This is a genomic window from Kitasatospora sp. NPDC008115, assembly GCF_042957205.1.
GTDB lineage: Bacteria > Actinomycetota > Actinomycetes > Streptomycetales > Streptomycetaceae > Kitasatospora.
Genome location: NZ_JBIBHU010000022.1, coordinates 44341 through 62424, shown reverse-complemented (window position 1 = coordinate 62424; position 18084 = coordinate 44341). Strand labels below are relative to the sequence as shown.

General features: G+C 74.9%; 15 protein-coding genes, 1 tRNA gene and 1 pseudogene. 7 read left to right on the top strand and 10 right to left on the bottom strand.

Features of this window, described 5'->3' with window-relative positions:
- Positions 1–113: 113 nt before the first annotated feature.
- On the top strand, positions 114–1976 hold the full coding sequence (locus ACFZBX_RS25785) for a sigma-70 family RNA polymerase sigma factor (RefSeq protein ID WP_391536159.1): 1863 nt from the start codon (positions 114–116) through the stop codon (positions 1974–1976).
- 342 nt (positions 1977–2318) lie between these two features.
- On the opposite strand, the pseudogene ACFZBX_RS25780 reads toward ACFZBX_RS25785, so the two are convergent.
- The 4 genes and pseudogenes from ACFZBX_RS25780 to ACFZBX_RS25765 all read right to left on the bottom strand — a co-directional run.
- Positions 2319–2594, bottom strand: a pseudogene (locus ACFZBX_RS25780) (transposase family protein); the annotation flags it as partial.
- Positions 2595–3066: 472 nt separating this feature from the next.
- The gene (locus tag ACFZBX_RS25775; protein WP_391536158.1) at positions 3067–3723 is read right to left on the bottom strand and encodes a GAP family protein; all 657 of its coding nucleotides are present in this window, start codon (positions 3721–3723) and stop codon (positions 3067–3069) included.
- A gap of 35 nt (positions 3724–3758) precedes the next feature.
- Complete coding sequence (locus ACFZBX_RS25770) at positions 3759–5102, bottom strand: DUF1254 domain-containing protein (protein ID WP_391536157.1); 1344 nt, start codon at positions 5100–5102, stop codon at positions 3759–3761.
- Positions 5103–5122: 20 nt separating this feature from the next.
- Positions 5123–6457, bottom strand: a complete 1335-nt coding sequence (locus ACFZBX_RS25765; protein WP_391536156.1) for a DUF1254 domain-containing protein — start codon at positions 6455–6457, stop codon at positions 5123–5125.
- 251 nt (positions 6458–6708) lie between these two features.
- Between ACFZBX_RS25765 and ACFZBX_RS25760 the strand changes: the two genes are divergently transcribed.
- On the top strand, positions 6709–7749 hold the full coding sequence (locus ACFZBX_RS25760; protein WP_391536155.1) for an NAD-dependent epimerase/dehydratase family protein: 1041 nt from the start codon (positions 6709–6711) through the stop codon (positions 7747–7749).
- Positions 7750–7841: 92 nt separating this feature from the next.
- On the opposite strand, the gene ACFZBX_RS25755 is transcribed toward ACFZBX_RS25760, so the two are convergent.
- The gene (locus tag ACFZBX_RS25755; protein WP_391536154.1) at positions 7842–8891 is read right to left on the bottom strand and encodes a family 2 encapsulin nanocompartment cargo protein polyprenyl transferase; all 1050 of its coding nucleotides are present in this window, start codon (positions 8889–8891) and stop codon (positions 7842–7844) included.
- A 65-nt stretch (positions 8892–8956) separates the two neighbouring features.
- Positions 8957–10378 carry a family 2B encapsulin nanocompartment shell protein gene (locus ACFZBX_RS25750; protein ID WP_391536153.1) on the bottom strand — a complete coding sequence of 474 codons (1422 nt, stop codon included), beginning with the start codon at positions 10376–10378 and terminating at the stop codon, positions 8957–8959.
- Between the two features lie 350 nt (positions 10379–10728).
- Here ACFZBX_RS25750 and ACFZBX_RS25745 point away from each other — a divergent pair, with 350 nt between their 5' ends.
- On the top strand, positions 10729–11778 hold the full coding sequence (locus ACFZBX_RS25745; protein ID WP_391536152.1) for an ATP-grasp domain-containing protein: 1050 nt from the start codon (positions 10729–10731) through the stop codon (positions 11776–11778).
- Between the two features lie 19 nt (positions 11779–11797).
- Here ACFZBX_RS25745 and ACFZBX_RS25740 read toward each other — a convergent pair whose 3' ends face one another.
- From ACFZBX_RS25740 to ACFZBX_RS25730, 3 genes are all read right to left on the bottom strand, one after another.
- Positions 11798–12349 (bottom strand): methylated-DNA--[protein]-cysteine S-methyltransferase, encoded by a 552-nt coding sequence (locus ACFZBX_RS25740; protein ID WP_391536151.1) that lies wholly within the window; start codon positions 12347–12349, stop codon positions 11798–11800.
- Positions 12350–12441: 92 nt separating this feature from the next.
- Entirely contained in the window at positions 12442–12678 is a 237-nt protein-coding gene (locus ACFZBX_RS25735) for a hypothetical protein (RefSeq protein ID WP_380762144.1), read from the bottom strand.
- A 52-nt stretch (positions 12679–12730) separates the two neighbouring features.
- The gene (locus ACFZBX_RS25730; RefSeq protein WP_391536150.1) at positions 12731–14050 is read right to left on the bottom strand and encodes an MFS transporter; all 1320 of its coding nucleotides are present in this window, start codon (positions 14048–14050) and stop codon (positions 12731–12733) included.
- A 204-nt stretch (positions 14051–14254) separates the two neighbouring features.
- On the opposite strand from ACFZBX_RS25730, the gene ACFZBX_RS25725 reads away from it, so the two are divergent.
- Positions 14255–15055 (top strand): hypothetical protein, encoded by an 801-nt coding sequence (locus ACFZBX_RS25725; protein ID WP_391536149.1) that lies wholly within the window; start codon positions 14255–14257, stop codon positions 15053–15055.
- Between the two features lie 58 nt (positions 15056–15113).
- Here ACFZBX_RS25725 and ACFZBX_RS25720 read toward each other — a convergent pair.
- Positions 15114–15187 (bottom strand) — tRNA-Thr (locus tag ACFZBX_RS25720).
- Positions 15188–15474: 287 nt separating this feature from the next.
- Here ACFZBX_RS25720 and ACFZBX_RS25715 point away from each other — a divergent pair.
- From ACFZBX_RS25715 to ACFZBX_RS25705, 3 genes are all read left to right on the top strand, one after another.
- Positions 15475–16566 (top strand): ABC transporter ATP-binding protein, encoded by a 1092-nt coding sequence (locus ACFZBX_RS25715; RefSeq protein ID WP_391536148.1) that lies wholly within the window; start codon positions 15475–15477, stop codon positions 16564–16566.
- A gap of 183 nt (positions 16567–16749) precedes the next feature.
- Positions 16750–17193, top strand: a complete 444-nt coding sequence (locus tag ACFZBX_RS25710; protein WP_380762136.1) for a hypothetical protein — start codon at positions 16750–16752, stop codon at positions 17191–17193.
- 104 nt (positions 17194–17297) lie between these two features.
- Complete coding sequence (locus ACFZBX_RS25705; RefSeq protein WP_391536147.1) at positions 17298–18080, top strand: NDP-sugar synthase; 783 nt, start codon at positions 17298–17300, stop codon at positions 18078–18080.
- Positions 18081–18084: the final 4 nt, after the last annotated feature.

The following is an 18084-nucleotide window of genomic DNA, read 5'->3' as shown; positions in this document are numbered from 1 at the left end:
GGCGGTCGGAGACTTCCGGCGTGGTCCACGAATGGGCGATGTTGTTACCCGAAAGAAGTACAACCGGGCGGAATCACCCGGACCGGGCCTGTGCGCTCTCTACCGTCGGACGGGTGACAACGAGTACGGAAGGGCCGCGCGACGCCGTCCTCGCGGCGTACGAACGGCAGGTGGACGGCCTCTTCACCTACTGCCTCTCGGTGCTGTGCGAGCACGAGGCCGCCGGAGCCGCCCTGCGGGAGGTGCGCGGGCTGGCGGCCCGGTACGGTGGCCGGCTCGCCGAGGCCGGGCTGGTGCGGGCCTGGCTGTACTCGCTGGCGCGGTACTGCTGCCTGCGGCGGCTGGCGGACGGGGCCGAACGGGACGGCGGCGGGGGCTGCGCGGTTCCCGGCGTCGGCGGGGTTCCGGGGGACGGCGGGGTTCCGGGGGACGGCGGGGTTCCGGGGGACGGCGGGGCGGAGGCGGTCCGGCGCAGGCACGAACTGGCCTCGCTGGCCTGGCCGGAGGCGGCCGGCACCGATCCCGAGCAGCGGGAGGCCCTGGAGCTGTCGGTGCGGCACCGGCTCAGCCCGATCGAGGTGGCGGCCATCCTCGGGCAGCCGTTCGATTCCGTCCGGGCGCTGCTCGCCTCCGCGCGGGCCGAGGTCGACCGGACCAGGGCCGCGCTGCTGGTGCTCGGCGTCGGCGACTGCCCCGAGCTCGACCGGCTCGGCGGCGCGGGGGCGGAGAGCCGGCGGGACCGGGTGCTCGGCCCCGCGCTCCGCCGCGAGCTGGTGCAGCACGTGGTGGACTGCCCGACCTGCCGGGGCACGGCGGAGCGGGTCGCGGACAAGGCTCCGGAGGACGGGGCCGCCGGGCTGCCGGTGCTGACCGCCCCGTCCCGGGACGCCGGCCTCCCGGCCGGCCCCGTCGCGGCCCCGCCCCCGGTGGCACGGCAACGCGCCGGGCGGCGGACGGCGGCGGTGGCCGAACCAGGGCTCCGCTTCGACCAGGGCGGGTTCCCCCGGCACCGCGCGCCGGACACCGGCCGGGGGCCGACGATGCGGCGGCGGGTGGTGACCACCGGGGTGCTGGCCGCCGTCCTGGTCGCGCCGGTCGTCGCCCTGTGGGCCGGACACCGGGGCGGCGACGGGCCGGGGGTGGCGGCGTCGGTCTCGTCGGTCCGGGTCGAGGGGGAGCGTTCGACGGGTGGCCCGGCGCGAGGTCCGGCGGAGCCCGGCGGGGAGGTTTGGAACCCCGGGGCGTCCGACGGGGCTCACCGAGGGACCGGTCCGGCGGCGGCCGGGATGGAGCTGGCGGGGGCGAGGCCGTTCAATGCAGAAACGTTGCTGCCGGGGATCCAGGGACCGCTGGTCCCGGTCCCGGCCCGCGGGTCGAGCCCGCTCGGCAGCCCCGCCCTGGTCGCGACCCCCGCGCCGGCGCCCACACCCACCGCGCCTGCCACGCCTGCCACGGCGGGTGCGTCGGAGGGGCCGTCGGTGGCTGCGCCGGCGGCCGGGCTGTTGACCGTCGAGGCGGGCGAGTACGGCAGCCGCACGGTGCTCACCCTCACCAACTCCGGCGGCACCGAGATCCACTGGCACGCCGTCGTGGACGCGCCCTGGCTGCGGCTCAGCCGCGACGCCGGCACGCTCGCGCCCGGTCAGCGGATCACGGTGATCGCCGGCGTCGACGAGGACCTCGCCCCCGCGACCCGCTGGACCGCCCGGATCACGCTTCCGCCCTCACAGGCCGTGGTCACCCTCGCGGGCGGCCCACACCACCGCAGCGGCGACACCCCACCCACCGCCGACCCCACCCCGACGCCGACACCCACGACCACCCCGAGCACCAGCCCCACCGCGACGCCGACGCCGACGCCGGCTGAGACGCCCACACCAACGCCAACGCCCACAGCCACCCCGACCAGCGAGCCGACCGGCCCGATTTCGCCGAGCCCGTCCCCCACGGCCACCGCCGGCCCGACGCCTCAGTGAGGAAGGCCCAAGGCGGACAACACGCCCACCCCGCAGTCCGAACGCTGCCCTGCCCGCTTGCCGCACCCCGAGGCCACCGCCGCCACCGCGCCGCCCCGAGGAAGGACCAGAAGGCGGACAGCTGGCCCGAACTCTGCCCTGACGTCTCCCCCACGACGCCACCGCGCCGGGTACGCCCAGGATTGGGCGGCGAGGCCGATGAGGCGAGAGCCGAGGCGGGTGGCACCGGGCAGCGAAGCCCGGCAGCCCCAAGGCCAGGCCGGGGGCACCGTTGAGATGGGCCGGCAGCGGCATCAGAGCCTGACAGGCCGAAGGCGGGCAGTAGTGGGGGCAGCAAGAGATCGAGCCCCTGAGGCCCCGGTCGAGGACCGGAACCAGGGTGCCGTCCACGCTCCACAGCCGCTCCAGGAAGGGGCCGAGGCGCTGCACGATGCGGCACACCGCCGCCGTCAAGGCCCGAAACAGCGGCGCGAACTGTCGCATCGTGAGGTTGGTCCGGTAGTGGACCGCCACCAGCAGGACCCGGTCGGGCGGCGGCAGGCGCCACGGCCTGCCGCCGCCCGGACCAGTGCCACCCCGCTCACGCACCACGCCCACCAGGCCGTCAAACTGCCGCATCCGCAGCCCCGTGAACGTCTCCACCCGGACCTGGCGCCAGGTGCGGCCGGGCCGACCGGCAAAGCCTGGCGCGAACGGACCCGAGGCGGGCGGTACGAGACACGGTCGGCAGCGGGTGACGCAGCCCGACAGGCCGAGGACCGAGGCGGGCAGCGCCGACGTGCAGCCGGGCGGCCCGGCGGCGACTTGTTGTGGGTGGCCGGGTGTGGGCACGTCGGTGTGTGCTCTGACCTGCTGGTTCACCGGGCTGGGGCGAGGTTGTGGATGTGGGCGGCGGCAGTCGCGGAGCGGGCGGTACGAGACACGGTCGGCAGTGGGTGGCGAAGCCCGACCAGGCCGAGGGCCGAGGCGCAGCCGGGCCGAGCGGGCGGCGCCAGGATTCGGCGACACCGGGCAGGCACGCCCGGTAGGTCGGAGGCCGAGGGTGGGCGGCGGCCGGGCCGACCGGTGGGGGTTGTGAGGCGGGGCGGGGTCAGGTGGTGAGGCCGGAGAGGGCGGTGCCGAGGTGGGTGGTGGCGAGGGTGAGGAGGAGGGTGAGGAGGATCGCGGTGTTGTGGGTGGCGGCCCAGGCCTTCCACTCGTTCAGGCGGCGGGGGGTGCGGTGGGCGGCGAGGGGCAGGAGGGTGCCGAGGGAGCCGATCAGGACCAGCAGCGCGGCGGCGACCGCCTTGCCGGTGGCCGGGGCGCCGCCGGTGGCGATCGCGACGGCGGCGGCGACGGCCAGCAGCAGGTTCTTCGGGTCGGTCGCCAGCAGGACCGCCCCGAGGGCGGCGGACCGGGCGGGGGTGGAGCGGTCGACCGTCCGCATCCAGTCCGGCGGCCCGTGCACCCGGCCCTCGCGGGGGCGGTCCCGCCACTGGCGCGCGCCGAGCAGCAGGAGCAGGCCGCCGACGGCCAGTTCGAACCACCACGACCAGTCCGGGGCCACGGCGTCCCCGGCGAGCCGGGATCCGAGCAGCAGCACGATCACCGTCACCGCCGTCAGCGTGAGCGTCCAACCGGCGGCGAACGACGCCCCGTTGGCCCGGCCCCTGGGCGTGGCGAGCAGCAGGACGGTCGCGATCAGCGCCATCGGGCTGATCGCGACGCCCACGGCCGAGGCCAGCATCCGGCCGACGGCCTCGCCCATCGCGCTTCCTTCCTGCCGGCGACCGCCTGCCCCGCTCACCGGGTCCGCTGGAGCGGCGGGAGGCGGTAGGTGCCGTCCAGGGCGGCGGGGCCGGGGCGGTAGAGGCGGATCACCGGGCGGAACGGGCCGACGGGGGTGGGGAGCCAGTTCGCCGTCTCGGACGGGGCGGTGGGGGGTTCGTGGCGGAGGTGGAGGGTGAGGCCGCCGTCCGGGTCGTGGAGCAGGCCGGGGGTGCGGCTGCCGATCGAGTGGCGGGCGGCCGGGTTGGCGACCAGGCGGTGGTCCGGGAGGCCGTACACGGTGAGGGACCAGAACTCCTCGGCCGGCGGCAGCCCGTCCGGTGGGAAGCGCAGGGTGTAGGGGTGGGTGCCGTCGAGGGGGCGGCCGTCGGCGTCGTCGGTGGTGGCGGCGTGCAGGGCCTCGTAGGCGTGGCAGCCCCAGAGGCCGGCACGGGCGGCGGCGGCGCGGCTGAGGTAGGCGGCGCGGCGGTCGGGGATCCGCCACTCGGGGTCGTCGAGGGTGCCCGGGCCGAGGAAGGCGGTGTTGTGGTCGAACAGGTGGAGCGCCGCGCGCCACTCGCCGGGCGGGTGGTCCTCCGGCGTCCTGGTGGCGTCCTCGACCCGTTCGCGCCCGGCGGCGAGTCCGGTCGCCAGGGTGAGCGTCCAGTCGGGGGCGGCGGCGCGGTACGGCGAGGGGCCGGGGTCGAGGAGGCCGAGCGGCGCGAACCGCTGCTGGTAGTCGCGGTCGGCGGCGGCGGGCGGGTAGGCGGCCATCCAGACCCGGAGCCGTTCGAAGAAGGCGAGCCGCTCGGGCACGTCCGGGTCCGGGGCGGGGAGTCCGGCGGCGACCCCGCCCGGTTCCAGCGGTTCGAGGACAAGCCCCTCCTGGAGGGCGCGGACGCGCGGGAGGTCGTCCGGTCCGGCGCAGGCGAAGCGGCCGACGACGGTGGCGACGGTGGTCGGCGAGGCGATCACCCGGTCGGGGTCGGGCGGGGTGCCGTGCCACCCGGGCGGGACGAGGAGCCAGGTGCGGGCCGCGCTGCCGGTGGCGCGGCTGCCGAGGTAGGCGAAGTTGTCGGTCCACGCGTCGACGAACTGCAGTACGTGGTAGGCGCCGGCGGTGTCGGGCACGTGCAGCAGTTGCGGGCCCTCGGAGAGGTCGAGTTGGGCGACCGAGTAGAGCACGTCGTTGTTGACGGAGACGAAGTCGTCGTCCGGGCCCGCCAGCCGGGATGCGTGGGCGAAGCGGTTGAACGGGGTGGCCGGCAGGACGCCCAGGCCGCCGTCCACGAAGCGGTCGACCGTGGTGAGGCCGGCGACGAGCGGGTAGCCGTAGACGTAGGCGTCGGCGGCCAGGGCCTCCAGCTCGGGCTGGTTCATGGGGGTCCTTCCGGGCGGGGTCAGCGCGGGGTGAGCGGCGGCGGCGTCCAGCGGCCGTCGAGCACGGACGGGTCCGGCCCGTACAGGCGGATGACGGCGGCGAACGGGCCGTCCGGGGCGGGCAGCCAGTTGGCGGAGTGCTCGGCGTCGGCGGGCCGCTTGTGCTGGAGGTGGAGGGTGAGTCCGCCGTCCGGGTCGCGGACCAGGCCGGGGGTGCGGTCGCCGACCGAGTAGCGGTCCAGGGTGTTGTCGACCAGGTGCAGCCCGGGCAGCGCGTACATGGTCACCGACCAGAAGTGGCGGGCGGGCGGCAGCGCGTCCGGCGGGAACCGCAGCAGGTAGTCGCGCTCGCTCGCGTCCGGTGGGCGGTGGCCCGCGCTGTCGGCCTGCCAGCCGCCGTACCAGGCCTCCTCGACGGGCAGCCCGTACAGGCCGGTGAGCGCGCCCACCGCCCGGTCGAGGTACCGGGTGCCGAGCTGTTCGCGGGTGCCGAAGAGCCCGATGGAGGACCCGGTGCGGGCGGCGGCGTGCGCCAGTTCGGCCTTGCCGTCGGCGATGCCGCGCTCGATCTCGGCACGGACCGCGAGCGGCAGGGCGGCCGGTTCGAACTCGCCGCGGCCGTCGATGCCGAGGTCGGCCAGTCGGCCGCGCAGGTCGGCCTCGGCGGGCGGGGCGGCCTCGGCGGGCAGGAAGCCGAGCAGGAAGTCGAGGAAGGAGAAGAACTCGACGGTGTCGAGGACCTCGTCGCGCCAGACCGGCCAGACGGGCTGCGGGGCGGGCTCGGGCTCCGGCGTGCCGGCGTACTCGTGCAGCGGGCGGAGGCGGTACTGCCGCTGGAGCGCGGCGAGTTCGGCGACGGCGCCGGGGGACGTCCCGTCGAGGTGGGTGCGGCCGAGGATGCCGGCCAGCCGGGACGTGGTGCGGATGACGCCGGTGATGCCGGGTGGGGGTTCGCCGTGCCAGTCGGGGCCGGCCACCAGGTGGTCGCCGGCCTGCCGGCCGGTGGTCCGGGAGCCGACGAACCCGGCGTAGACGGTGTCGAGTTCGTGCACCGGCAGGACGTAGTAGCGGTCGGTGGCGGGGACGGAGAGCACCCAGGGCTGGGTCCGCAGGTCGAGCCAGGCCCAGGAGTACGGGGTGTCGTTGTTGGGCGTGACGACATCGGTGTCGGCCGGGGTGGCGGGGCGCGGGTAGTGCCGGAAGACGCCGAAGCCGCCCACGTGGCGCGGGTCGGCGTCGTCCAGCGCCTGGGCGTACAGGGTGCGGTAGTTCTGCAGGATCGGGTAGCCGCGGATCCACGCCTCGGCGGCGGTCGCGCGGACGGTGTCCGGGTCCACGAGTGCCGGGTTGACCATGGTGCCGTCCTTCCCTGCGGGGCCGTGCCCCCGGGCGGGGCGCGGCGGCTGCCTGACGGACGTATCGGATGCACGTGCCGAGCGGACGTATCGGCATAAATCGTTATTAACCAGTATGAATCGGATGCTATGCGGGCCCCCGGGGTTCGGCATCCCGCCACGGGCCGGCCGGGCCCGTCCGGACGGGCGGCGGCCTCCGCCCACGGCGAACGACCGCATGCGGGGGAAGGGGGCGGGACAGCCTTGCCGGTATGAAGATCCTTCTGCTCGGCGGCTCGTCCTTCCTGGGGCGGGCGTTCGCCTCCGAGGCACTCACCCGCGGCCACGAGGTCACCACCTTCAACCGCGGCCGCACGGCCGCCGACCTGCCCGGCGTGGAGGCGGTCCGCGGCGACCGTGACACGCCCGGGGACCTGGCGCGGCTGGCCGGGGGACGGTACTGGGACGCCGTGGTCGACACCTCGGCCCAGCAGCCCGCCCAGGCCGCGGAGTCCGCCCGGCTGCTGCGCGGGCGTGCCGGCCACTACACGCTGATCTCCTCCGTCCACGCCTTCGCCGACTGGCCCGCCCGGGTGGTCGACGAGACCTCCCCGCTGCACCCCTGCCCGGCCGACACCCCGCCCGGACAGGAGTTCAGCGCCGCGCTCAAGGCCGGCTGCGAGCGCGCCGTCCTGGAGCACTTCGGCGCCGAACGCGCGCTGGTCCTCAACAGCGGACTGCTGATCGGCCCGCACGAGCAGGGCGGGCGGCTGCCGTGGTGGCTGGAGCGGATGGCCCGGGGCGGGCGGGTGCTGGCGCCCGGGGAGCCGGGGCGGCCGATGCAGCTGATCGACGTCCGGGACTTCGCGGTCTTCGGGCTGGACCGGCTGACGGCGGGCACGGCCGGCCGGTTCATCACCACCGCGCCACCCGGACGGCTCACCTTCGGGGAGTTCCTGGCGGGCTGCGCCGCGGTCGCGGGCGGTGCGGACACCGAGCTGTCCTGGGTCGCGGACGGGCCGCTGACCGCCGACGGGCCGGACAGCGTCCAGCCGTGGAGCGAGCTGCCGCTGTGGCTGCCCGACCTGCCGGAGTCGGCGGGCACCTGGCTGGCCGACACCGGCCGGGCCGAGGCGGCCGGGCTGCGGTGCCGGCCCTTCACCGACACCGCCCGGGACACCTGGGAGTGGCTCCGGCGGCGCGGGCCGTCGGACGACACCGAGCCGGACGGGCGCAAGCGGGGCCGGATCGTGCACGGCATCGAACCGGCGAAGGAGCGGCGGCTGCTGGACGCGGCGGCCCCGACGCACTGACCGGGCCGGCCCGGCCCGCCCGACGAGGAGGGCGCGGGCGGCCCCGCTCCCCGGCGGAGGCCGGCCCAGAGGTGCGGCTCAGTGGGTGCGGCTCAGTGGGTGCGGCGGGTGACCAGTTCGGCGAGCGCGAGCAGTTCGTCGGCGGCCGAGGGCTCGGGCACCGCGAGGGCCAGCTGGGTCATCGCCGCCGCCATCCGGTCGCAGGACTCGCCCTGCGCCCAGGCCCGCCCCCCGGCGCCCTCGACGGCGGCCGCGCAGCTCGCCAGCTCCTCGCCGGTGAGGGGCCGTTCCAGCGCGTACAGCTCGGCGAGTCGGGCCCCGTCGGGCGTCCCGGAGCCCAGCGCCGCGACCACCGGCAGCGACTTCTTGCGGACCAGCAGGTCCGCGCCGACCGGCTTGCCGGTGACGGCCGGATCGCCCCAGATGCCGATCAGGTCGTCGATCAGCTGGAACGCCAGGCCGATCTCCCGGCCGAAGCCGTCCATCGCCTTGGCCGCCGCCTCCGAGCCGCCCGCGTACCGGGCACCCATCGCGCAGGCGGCGCCGAGCAGCGCGCCGGTCTTGGCCTCGGCCATCGCCAGGCACTCGGTCAGCGAGACGTCGTTGCGCTGCTCGAAGGCGCAGTCGATCTGCTGGCCCTCGCAGAGCTCCACCACGCAGTCGGCCAGCCGGCGCACCGCGTCGCCCGCGGCCGGGTGGCCGTCCTCGGCGAGCAGGCGCAGCGCCAGCGAGTGCATGGCGTCCCCGGCCAGGATGGCCTCGGTGGTGCCGAACACCAGCCAGGCGGTGGGGCGGTGCCGCCGGGTCTCGTCCCGGTCGATGATGTCGTCGTGCAGCAGCGTGAAGTTGTGCACCAGTTCGACGGCGGCCGCGGCGGCGGTGGCCGCGGCCGGGTCGCCGCCCAGCGCCTGGGTGGCGGCGAGCACCAGGGCGGGCCGGATGGCCTTCCCGGAGGACGCGGTCGACGGCGAGCCGTCCGCCTCCCACCAGCCGAAGTGGTAACCGGCGACCCTGCGCATGGTGCCGGGCAGCGAGTCCACGGCGGCCCGTAGCACCGGGTCGACCAGGGTGCGGGCGCGCGCGAGGACGTCCTGTGCCTCGTGCCCCTCGCGATGGTCGCGCTCCAGCGTGAACATTCCCATGGGTCCTCCCCCTTGGTGGTGCGACGGGCCGGCCCGGGGTCGGGCCGGCCCTGCCGCGGTCGGCCCTAGCGGTGCGCGATGTCGACGTTCTCCAGGACGCCGACGGCGTCCGGCACCAGAATCGCGGCGGAGTAGTAGGCGCTCACCAGATAGGAAATGATGGCCTTCTCGCTGATTCCCATGAACCGCACCGAAAGGCTCGGCTCGACTTCATCGGGAATTCCGGTCTGGTGCAGACCGATGACACCCTGGTTCTCCTCGCCGGTGCGCATGGCGAGGATCGAGGTGGTGCTCCCGTTGACGATCGGGATCTTGTTGCACGGGAAGACCGGCACCCCGCGCCAGCCGAACACCCGGCGGCCCTGCACCTCGACGGTGTCCGGGTAGATGCCGCGCCGGTTGCACTCGCGGCCGAACGCGGCGATGGCCCGCGGGTGGGCCAGGAAGAGCTTGGTGCTGCGGCGGCGGCTGAGCAGCTCGTCCATGTCGTCCGGGGTGGGCGGGCCGGAGTGGGTCTGGATGCGCTGGTCGTAGTCGGCGTTGGCGAGCAGGCCGAACTCGGCGTTGTTGACCAGCTCGTGCTCCTGGCGCTCGCGCAGGGCCTCGATGGTCAGCCGGAGCTGGTGCTCGGTCTGGTTCATCGGCTGGTTGTAGAGGTCGGCGACCCGGGTGTGCACCTTGAGGACGGTCTGGGCGACGCTCAGCTCGTACTCGCGCGGCTTGAGCTCGTAGTCCACGAAGGCGCTGGGCAGCTCGTACTCGCCGTGGTGGCCGGCGGAGAGGTCGATGGCCGCCTCGCCGTGCTTGTTCTGCGGCTGCTGGAACCCGGCCAGGTACTCCATGACCTGCAACTGGAGCGCCTCGGAGCGGTCGGCGAGCTCCTGGAAGGCGGACCACCGGAGGGACAGCGCGGTGCCCGCGGTGTCCGCCCGGACGGAGTACGGCCAGGTGGCGTTCTCCTGCCGGAGCACCTCGTCGCCCAGGTGGTCGCCGTCGGCCGCCGAGCCGACGACGGTCTCCTCGCCGTACTTGCCGGTACCGAGGCGGCTGAGCTTGCCGTAGGCGATGATGAAGACCTCGTCGATCGGCGCCCCCGCCGAGACCAGGACCTCACCCGCGGAGAACTCGCGTTGGACGAAGCGCCCGGCCAGTTCCTCCAGGACGGCGTCGTCCGGGAAGCCGCGCAGCACCGGCACCTCGCGCAGGGTCGGCGCCAGGATCCGGGCCTCGCTGCCCGTCCGGTCGAAGCCGACCCGGCCGCGGCCGACGGCGTGGCGCAGCCGGCGGTTGACCCGGTAGGTGCCGGCCGAGACCTCGACCCAGGGGAGCGTCCTGAGCAGCCAACGGGGGCTGATCTCCTGCATCTGCGGCGCGGACTTGGTCGTCGTCGCGAGGTTCCGCGCGGCGGCGGTGGCAAGACTCTGCTGGTCCCGGGCCTGCGCTTCACCGCCCGGTGCAGGAATACCGACGTTGGTTTCGGTCGACATAGGAAGCCCTTCGCGTGCCCGTACCCGATGAAGTGTCGCCTTGCAACTTGCAACAATCATGGTGGTCCCATACGAAGGGCCTCCGCAATCACTCTTTCGAGTGGTCGGGATAACCGAAAAAATAGTACGAATAGAATGTCTGATCGATATCAATTCGATCAAGTGATCTAATTCTTTCCGGAATGGGACGGTCCGGTTCGCCTCCCCGGCCGGTGCGCGGCAGGCCCACCCCGCGTTCGGGGCCGCTCGAGATGCCGCTAAGGTGCCACCTCAAAGGGCCACGGGCCACTGGACGAGCGCGGCCGCGAGACAGCCCTTCCCCCTCGTTCACCCCTGCCCTGGGAGGCCCCATGAGCGCCCCCGTCACCGTCTGGCTCAACCGCACGTACGCCGAGAACGTGTTCTTCATCGAACAGCTGCGCGCCGCCCCTCGCCCGGTCCGGGTCCACGCGACCCATGTCGACCCCGACTCCCCCGTCCTCGCCGCCGCCGACACCGCCGGCCTGGAACCCGCCGACCTCACCCCCGACGCCTACGTCGCCTTCGCCCTCGACCACTGCGCCCGCCATCGTGTGGACGTCTTCGTGCCCCGGCTGCACCAGCTCGCGATATCCCTGCACCGCAAGGAGTTCGAGGCCGTCGGCACCGCCCTCGCCTGCCCGCCCGCCACCGCGATCGCCGCCTTCGAGAGCAAGGCCGACGGCTACGCGGCGATGGCCGGCGCCGGACTGCCCACCCCGCCCTGGTGGCTGGTACGCACCGCCGGGGACCTGGTCGCGGCCGTCGACCGGATCGAGTCGGCCGGCCTCACCGCCTGCCTCAAGCCCGCCGCCGGCGCCGGCGGCGAGGGCTTCCGGGTCCTCACCCGCGAGCCGTTCGGACTGCACCGGCTGGCCGGCTGGGACAGTCGCGTCCAGGTCGACCAGGTGGCCGCCGCGCTCGACCGGGCGGCCCGCGAGGACCCGGACGCCGCCACCGACCTGCTGGTCATGCCCTACCTCGAAGGCCCCGAGATCTCCGTGGACTGCCTCGCCGACCTGGACGGCACCCTGCTCGCCGCCGTCGGCCGCAGCAAGCACCGGCGCCGCCGCAGCTTCACCACCGCGCCCCGGTACCTGGAACCCGCCCGCCGCCTGGTCGAGGCCACCGGGATGGCGTACCTGTCCAACGTCCAGTTCCGGCACCTGAACGGCGAGCCGGTGGTCATCGACGTCAACACCCGGCCCTCCGGCGGGCTGCACCAGCTGCGGCTGTGCGGGCTCAACCTGCCCTGGAACGCGGTGCAGTTGGCGCTCGGCGAGCGCCCTGACACCGAGTGGACCGAGGATCCGGCGGGCATCGAGTACACCCTCGTCTCGGGGATCCAGCCGGTGCTCTCCCAGTCCGTCCTGGTGCACTGACCGCCCGTCGGCCCGCGGGCTACAGCGGCCCGTTCCAGTCCAGCGTCGGCTCCAGCACACCCTCCAGGGTGAGCAGCCAGCGCTTCACGTCGATCCCGACCCGGCCGCCGCCGAAGCCGCCGATCCCGTCCGCCGCCACCACCCGGTGGCAGGGCACCAGCAGCGCGACGGGGTTGGCGGCCATCATCTGCCCGACCGTCCTGGCCGCCAGCCCGGGTTCCTCGACCCCGCCGAACACCCCGCTGCGGGCGGCGAGTTCGCCGTAGGTGATGGTCCGCCCGAACGGGACCTCGCGCAGCAGCGTCTGCAGCACCGCCCGGTGCGGGCCGGTGCTCAGGCTCCAGTCGATCGGCAGGTCCAACCGCCGGCGCCGGCCCGTGAGGTACTCGCCGACCCGGCCGGTCACCGCGGTGATCTTCGACTCGTCGGCGCAGCGCGGGAGTTCACCCTCCCGGCCGAGGTAGCCGACGGCCGCCACGCCCTGCGCGGTCACGGCGACGTGCAGCGGTCCGCTCGGCAGCGGGGTGTCCACCGTCAGCCAGGACATCGGCGCCGCCGTACGCTCTGCCACGTCTTCCCCCACGTCCTCCGCGGCGCGCGCGGACCACCCGCCCCGCGCGCCATCGTACGGCGGGTCCGGCGGGTGCTCCGACGCGGCCGGGGTCAGGGGCGCCGGCCCCTCAGCTCCGCGGCGAGCCCCCGCGACCAGCGCGCCAGCTCGGCCCGGTCGGGGGCCCGTCCCTCGCACAGGGCGGCGAGCTGGGTCTCGTTGATCCGGTTCGGCCCCGGGATCCCCAGCAGGTAGGCGAGCTCGTCCAGGACGGCGGCGAGCCGCACGGCGTCCGAGTGGTCCAGGGACGCGGCCGCCTCGTGGTGGCTGATGGTGAGAGAACCGGGCATGTCCTGCCTCCTCCGTTCGCCCCCCGCACTCCCCACGGTACGACCGCCCGGCTCACCCGGCACCCGCCGCGGTCGGGGCCGGCCGCCCGGCCCCCGGCGCCGCTGCCCCGTCCGGCTCCTCCCAGCGCCGGCCGCGCACGTCGCGCACCGCCAGCACCGCGGTCCCGGCCACCAGCTGCCACCCCGCACCGAAGGCCAGCACGGCCGCCACCCCCACCCGGTCGGCCAGCGGACCGGCCGCCGCCAGGCCCAGCGGCCCCAGCACGAACGCGCCCAGCCCGCCGAACGCCGTCACCCTGGCCAGCACCTCGGCCGGCACCCAGCTCTGCAGCGTCGATTCGTACAGCGAGCCGCAGACCGCCGACCCGGCCCCCGCCACCAGCGCCGCCGCGGCCGTCCAACCCAGCGGCGACCCGGCCGCGAGCGCCGCCGAGGGCAGCGCCCATCCGAAGCCCGCCACCGTCGCCACCGCGAGCGGCCGGCCGGGCCGGCGCCCGAGCATCAGCAGCCCGCCCAGCACCGCGCCCACCCCGTACACGCCCATCACCAGACCCCAGGCCCGCGCCCCGCCCAGCTCGCGCTGCGCGGTCAGCGGCCCCAGCACCAGGAACGGCGCCCAGACCAGCAGGTTGAACAGCGCCATCTGCGCGGTGGTCACCCAGAGCCACCGCCGGGAGCGGAACTCGCCCCAGCCGTCCCGGAGATCGGCCAGCAGCGAGTCCTCCCCGCCGTCCGGGCCGGCCGGCGCCACCGTGGTGAGCCGGGCCAGCGCGAGCGCGCCGATCCCGTACGTCACCGCGTCGATCAGCAGCACCGCCCCCGGGCCGAAGCCCGCCGTGATCACCCCGGCGAGCGCGGGGCCTGCCACCGTGGACACCGAACGCGCCAGCCCCAGCAGGGTGTTGGCGTCCGGCAGGCGATCCTCCCGGCGCACCAGGGAGGGCACCAGCGCGCCCAGCGCCGGCAGGAACACCCCCTCGCCCAGCCCCCAGACGGCGACCAGCGACACCATCACCGGCAGCGACGCGTGCCCGGTGGCCAGCAGCGCCGCGAAGGCACCCTGCACCGCGCAGCGCAGTACGTCCGCCGCCAGCATCACCCGCCGGCTGCCCAGCCGGTCCGCGACCACCCCTCCGGCCACCATCACCAGCACGACCGGCAGGATCCGGGCGGCCATCACCCAGCCCAGGTCCGTTCCGCCGCCCCCGCCGTCCAGCACCGCGAAGGCCACCGCGACCGGCGCCATGGAGGACCCGAGCAGCGAGGTCGCGTACCCGATGAAGAACCACCTGAAATCGCGCTCGCCCAGCACGGCCAGACGGCTGCCCAGCCGTCGACGGCAGGCCGGAAAACGCTCCGTCTCCCCTGTCATGGTCGCCCAGTCTGCCCACGGGCGGGAACCGCCGACAAGGCTTTCCGGCGAAAAACCTGAGCCTTTCCCCCTCAATTTCCACCACACCTCGTACTGTCGCAGTAAATACCCGCAAAAACCCGCTACCACCTGCCGTTTACTGCACATCGGACTATTCTTTCAACGACCAGGAACCTCGTCGTTTACTGCGGAAAGCAGGCCCCGATGCCACCCCTCCCCCCGGTCGAGTACGCGGTCGCCGTCGAGCACTACCTGACCGCCTCCGGGCTCGGCGACGGCTCCCGCCGCGTCTACCGGATCGCCCTGCGCACCTGGGCCTGGGCACTCGCCGACCGCCCCGCCCCCACCGGGCCCGAACGGCGCCGGGCCCGCCCGCCCGTGCTGCCGCTCGCCCTGCTCGACCGCCCCGAGGCCGCCGACCGGCTGCGCGCCGCCGTCGAGCGCCGCTCCGCCGACACCGACCCGCGCACCCTCAACCGCGAACTCTCCACCCTGCGCGCCGCCCTCACCTGGTGGCGCGCACAGGGCTGGATCCGCACCGACCCCGCCGACGGCCTGCGCCCCCGCCCCCTCCCGGCCCCCGGCACCGGCCCCGCCCCGCTCACCCCCGACGAACTGCGCGCCCTGTTCGCCCTGCGCGTCCCGCTGCGCGAGCAGGTCCTCTGGCGCCTCCTGCACGAGAGCGGCGCCCCCGTCGAGACCGTCCTCACCCTCGACGCCGACGACCTCGACCTCCCCCACCGCCGCACCCGCCCCCCGGCCCCGCCGCTGACCTGGCAGGCCGCCACCGCCCGGCTGCTCCCCCTCCTCCTGGCCGGCCGCACCACCGGCCCGCTCTTCCTCACCACCCGCCGCGCCCCGGCCACCACCCCCGCCGCCGACCGCTGCCCCCACACCCACCGCGCCCGCCTCTCCTACCGCCGCGCCGCCGAACTCCTCACCACCCACGCCCCCGCCCACACCCTGCGCCAACTACGGCCCCCCACCCGCCCACCGCGCCCCTGACGCAACGACGAAGGCCCCCCGGCTGCGTGCCGGGGGGCCTTCGTGGCGGGACCTGCGGAGCCCCCTGTCGGATTCGAACCGACGACCTACGCTTTACAAGAGCGGTGCTCTGGCCAGCTGAGCTAAGGAGGCATGGTGACCGTCCGCGACGAGGTCACGGCGGCACCTGGGGCAGTCTACCGGGCGGGGCGCGGGCGGTGGGGGGATATCCGGGGGCTGGACGGGCGGGGGCGGCGTGATGGAACCGATGCCGAAATCGGGGCGGCCGGGGGCTGACAAGCGGCGGACGCGCAGGTAGCGTCGCCGGGAGTCGGTTCGCGCAGTGGTTCAGACCACTTGGGCGGGCCGGTGGAATCGGCACCACCCGACCTTTACTCGGATCGTCCGGCACGTTCCTGCCGGTGAAGGAGAGCACAGCCATGGCTTCTGTGACGTACGACAAGGCGACCCGTGTCTACCCCGGGGCGACCAAGCCCTCGGTCGACGCGCTGGACCTGGAGATCGCCGACGGCGAGTTCCTCGTCCTGGTCGGCCCCTCCGGCTGCGGCAAGTCGACCAGCCTCCGCATGCTGGCCGGCCTGGAGGACGTCAACGGCGGCGCCATCCGGATCGGCGACCGCGACGTGACCCACCTGCCGCCGAAGGACCGGGACATCGCGATGGTGTTCCAGAACTACGCGCTGTACCCGCACATGACCGTCGCGGAGAACATGGGCTTCGCGCTCAAGATCGCCGGCGTCAACAAGTCGGAGATCCGCACCAAGGTCGAGGAGGCCGCCAAGATCCTCGACCTGACGGAGTACCTGGACCGCAAGCCGAAGGCGCTCTCCGGCGGTCAGCGCCAGCGCGTCGCGATGGGCCGCGCGATCGTCCGCGAGCCGCAGGTCTTCCTGATGGACGAGCCGCTGTCCAACCTGGACGCCAAGCTCCGCGTCTCGACCCGTACCCAGATCGCCGGCCTCCAGCGCCGCCTGGGCATCACCACGGTCTACGTCACCCACGACCAGACCGAGGCGCTCACCATGGGCGACCGGGTCGCGGTCCTGAAGAGCGGCCTCCTGCAGCAGGTCGACACCCCGCGCAACATGTACGACAAGCCCGCCAACCTCTTCGTCGCCGGCTTCATCGGCTCGCCCGCGATGAACCTGGTCGAGGTGCCGCTGGTCGACGGCGGCGTGAAGTTCGGCGGCTCGGTCGTCAACATCTCGCGCGAGGACCTGGCCGGCGCCGGCACCGACAAGACCGTGACCGTCGGCGTCCGCCCGGAGCACTTCGAGATCGTCCCCGGTGGCGGCATCGAGGGCGTGGCCGTGACCGTCAACGTGGTCGAGGAGCTCGGCTCGGACGGCTTCGTGTACGGCACCACCAAGATCGGCGGCGAGGACAAGGAGCTGGTCGTCCGCGTGCACGGCCGCCAGATCCCGGCCCGCGGCGAGACCATCCACGTGGTGCCGATCGCCAACGAGACCCACGTCTTCTCCACCAGCACCGGCGCCCGCCTCTCCAGCTGAGGCACCCGGCTCCACCGCGGAGCCCCGTCGGACCGTCACCCGGTCCGACGGGGCTCCCGCCGTTCCCGGCCACCCCGACGGGTGACAGGCGTCAACACGACGCCGGGGGTAACCGGGAAACCGTGTCACCCGATGGTGTGACGGAGGGCGAGCGACACCCTACGCACCGCTACGCTCCTGTGCGTGAAGCAGCTAGTTCGCCGCATCGGCCAGACCATCGCCCTCGCCCTGCCCGTCGTCCTGGTGACCACCGGCACCCTCGCCGTGACCAGGGTGCCGTGGGCCCCGCCGACCTCGCTGCACCAGCAGGTGGTGGCGGCGTCCAGCGGGGACGGCGCCGGGATCGGCCGGACGGCGGGCACCGGGCAGCCCCAGGACGGACTCGCCCCGCAGGACGCGCTGCGCGTCGCGGTCCTGGACGAGCTGCGCGCCCACAACCCGGGCAGCGCGCTCGACCTGCTGGAGCGCTCGATGCGCGAGCAGCCCGCGCTCACGCCGTACTGCTCCTCGCTCGCCACCGAGCTGGGCAAGGCCGCGGTGCGCAAGTACCAGGGCGACGTCCAGCGGGCCCGCTCCTTCGCCCGCCCGGTCTGCGACGGCTCGTTCGCCGCCGGCGCGGCGAGCTGACCCGAGCAGACCCGGCGAACCCGCGCTGACCTGGCCGGGCCGCACGGACCGGGCCGGACGGACGGCGGCGCAACCGCCGGGGCCGGTGCGCCTATTGTTCAGCCATGAGCGCTGACTCCGGCCCCACGGCCACTCCCCCGCACGCCCCCGCCGCCTCCGGCCCGGTGCCGGTGACCCAGGCCGTCATCCTGGCCGGCGGCCAGGGCTCCCGGCTGCGCCCCTACACGGACGACCGCCCCAAGCCGCTGGTCGAGATCCCCGGCACGGGCACCCCGATCCTGGGCCACCAGCTGGCCTGGCTCGCCTCCGAGGGGGTCACCGACGCGGTCGTCTCCTGCGGCCACCTCGCCGACGTGCTGGAGGACTGGCTCGACAAGGCCGACCTGCCGCTGCGGGTCCGTACGGTGGTCGAGGCCGAGCCGCTCGGCCGCGGCGGCGGCCTCAAGTACGCCGCCAAGGCGCTGCCCCGCCCCGACGAGCCCTGGTACGCCACCAACGGCGACATCTGGACCAGGTTCAGCCTGCGCGACATGGCCGCCTTCCACCACGAGCGGGACGCCGTCGCGACCCTCGCGCTGGCCCGTCCGCGGATCCCCTGGGGCGCCGTGGAGACCGACCAGTTCGGCAATGTGCTGGACTTCATCGAGGCCCCGCCCTCGCCGTTCCTCATCAACGCCGGCCTCTACGTGTTCAGCCCGGAGTTCGCCGAGCTGCTGCCGGACGTCGGCGACCACGAGCGGACCACCTTCCCGCAGCTGGCCCGCGGCAAGCGGCTGGCCGGCTACCAGCTGCCGCAGGGCGTCTACTGGCGGGCCATCGACACCGCCAAGGACCTCACCGAGGCCGCCAAGGAACTCGCCTCGGGCGCCGGCCGCGCCCCGCGCTGACCGG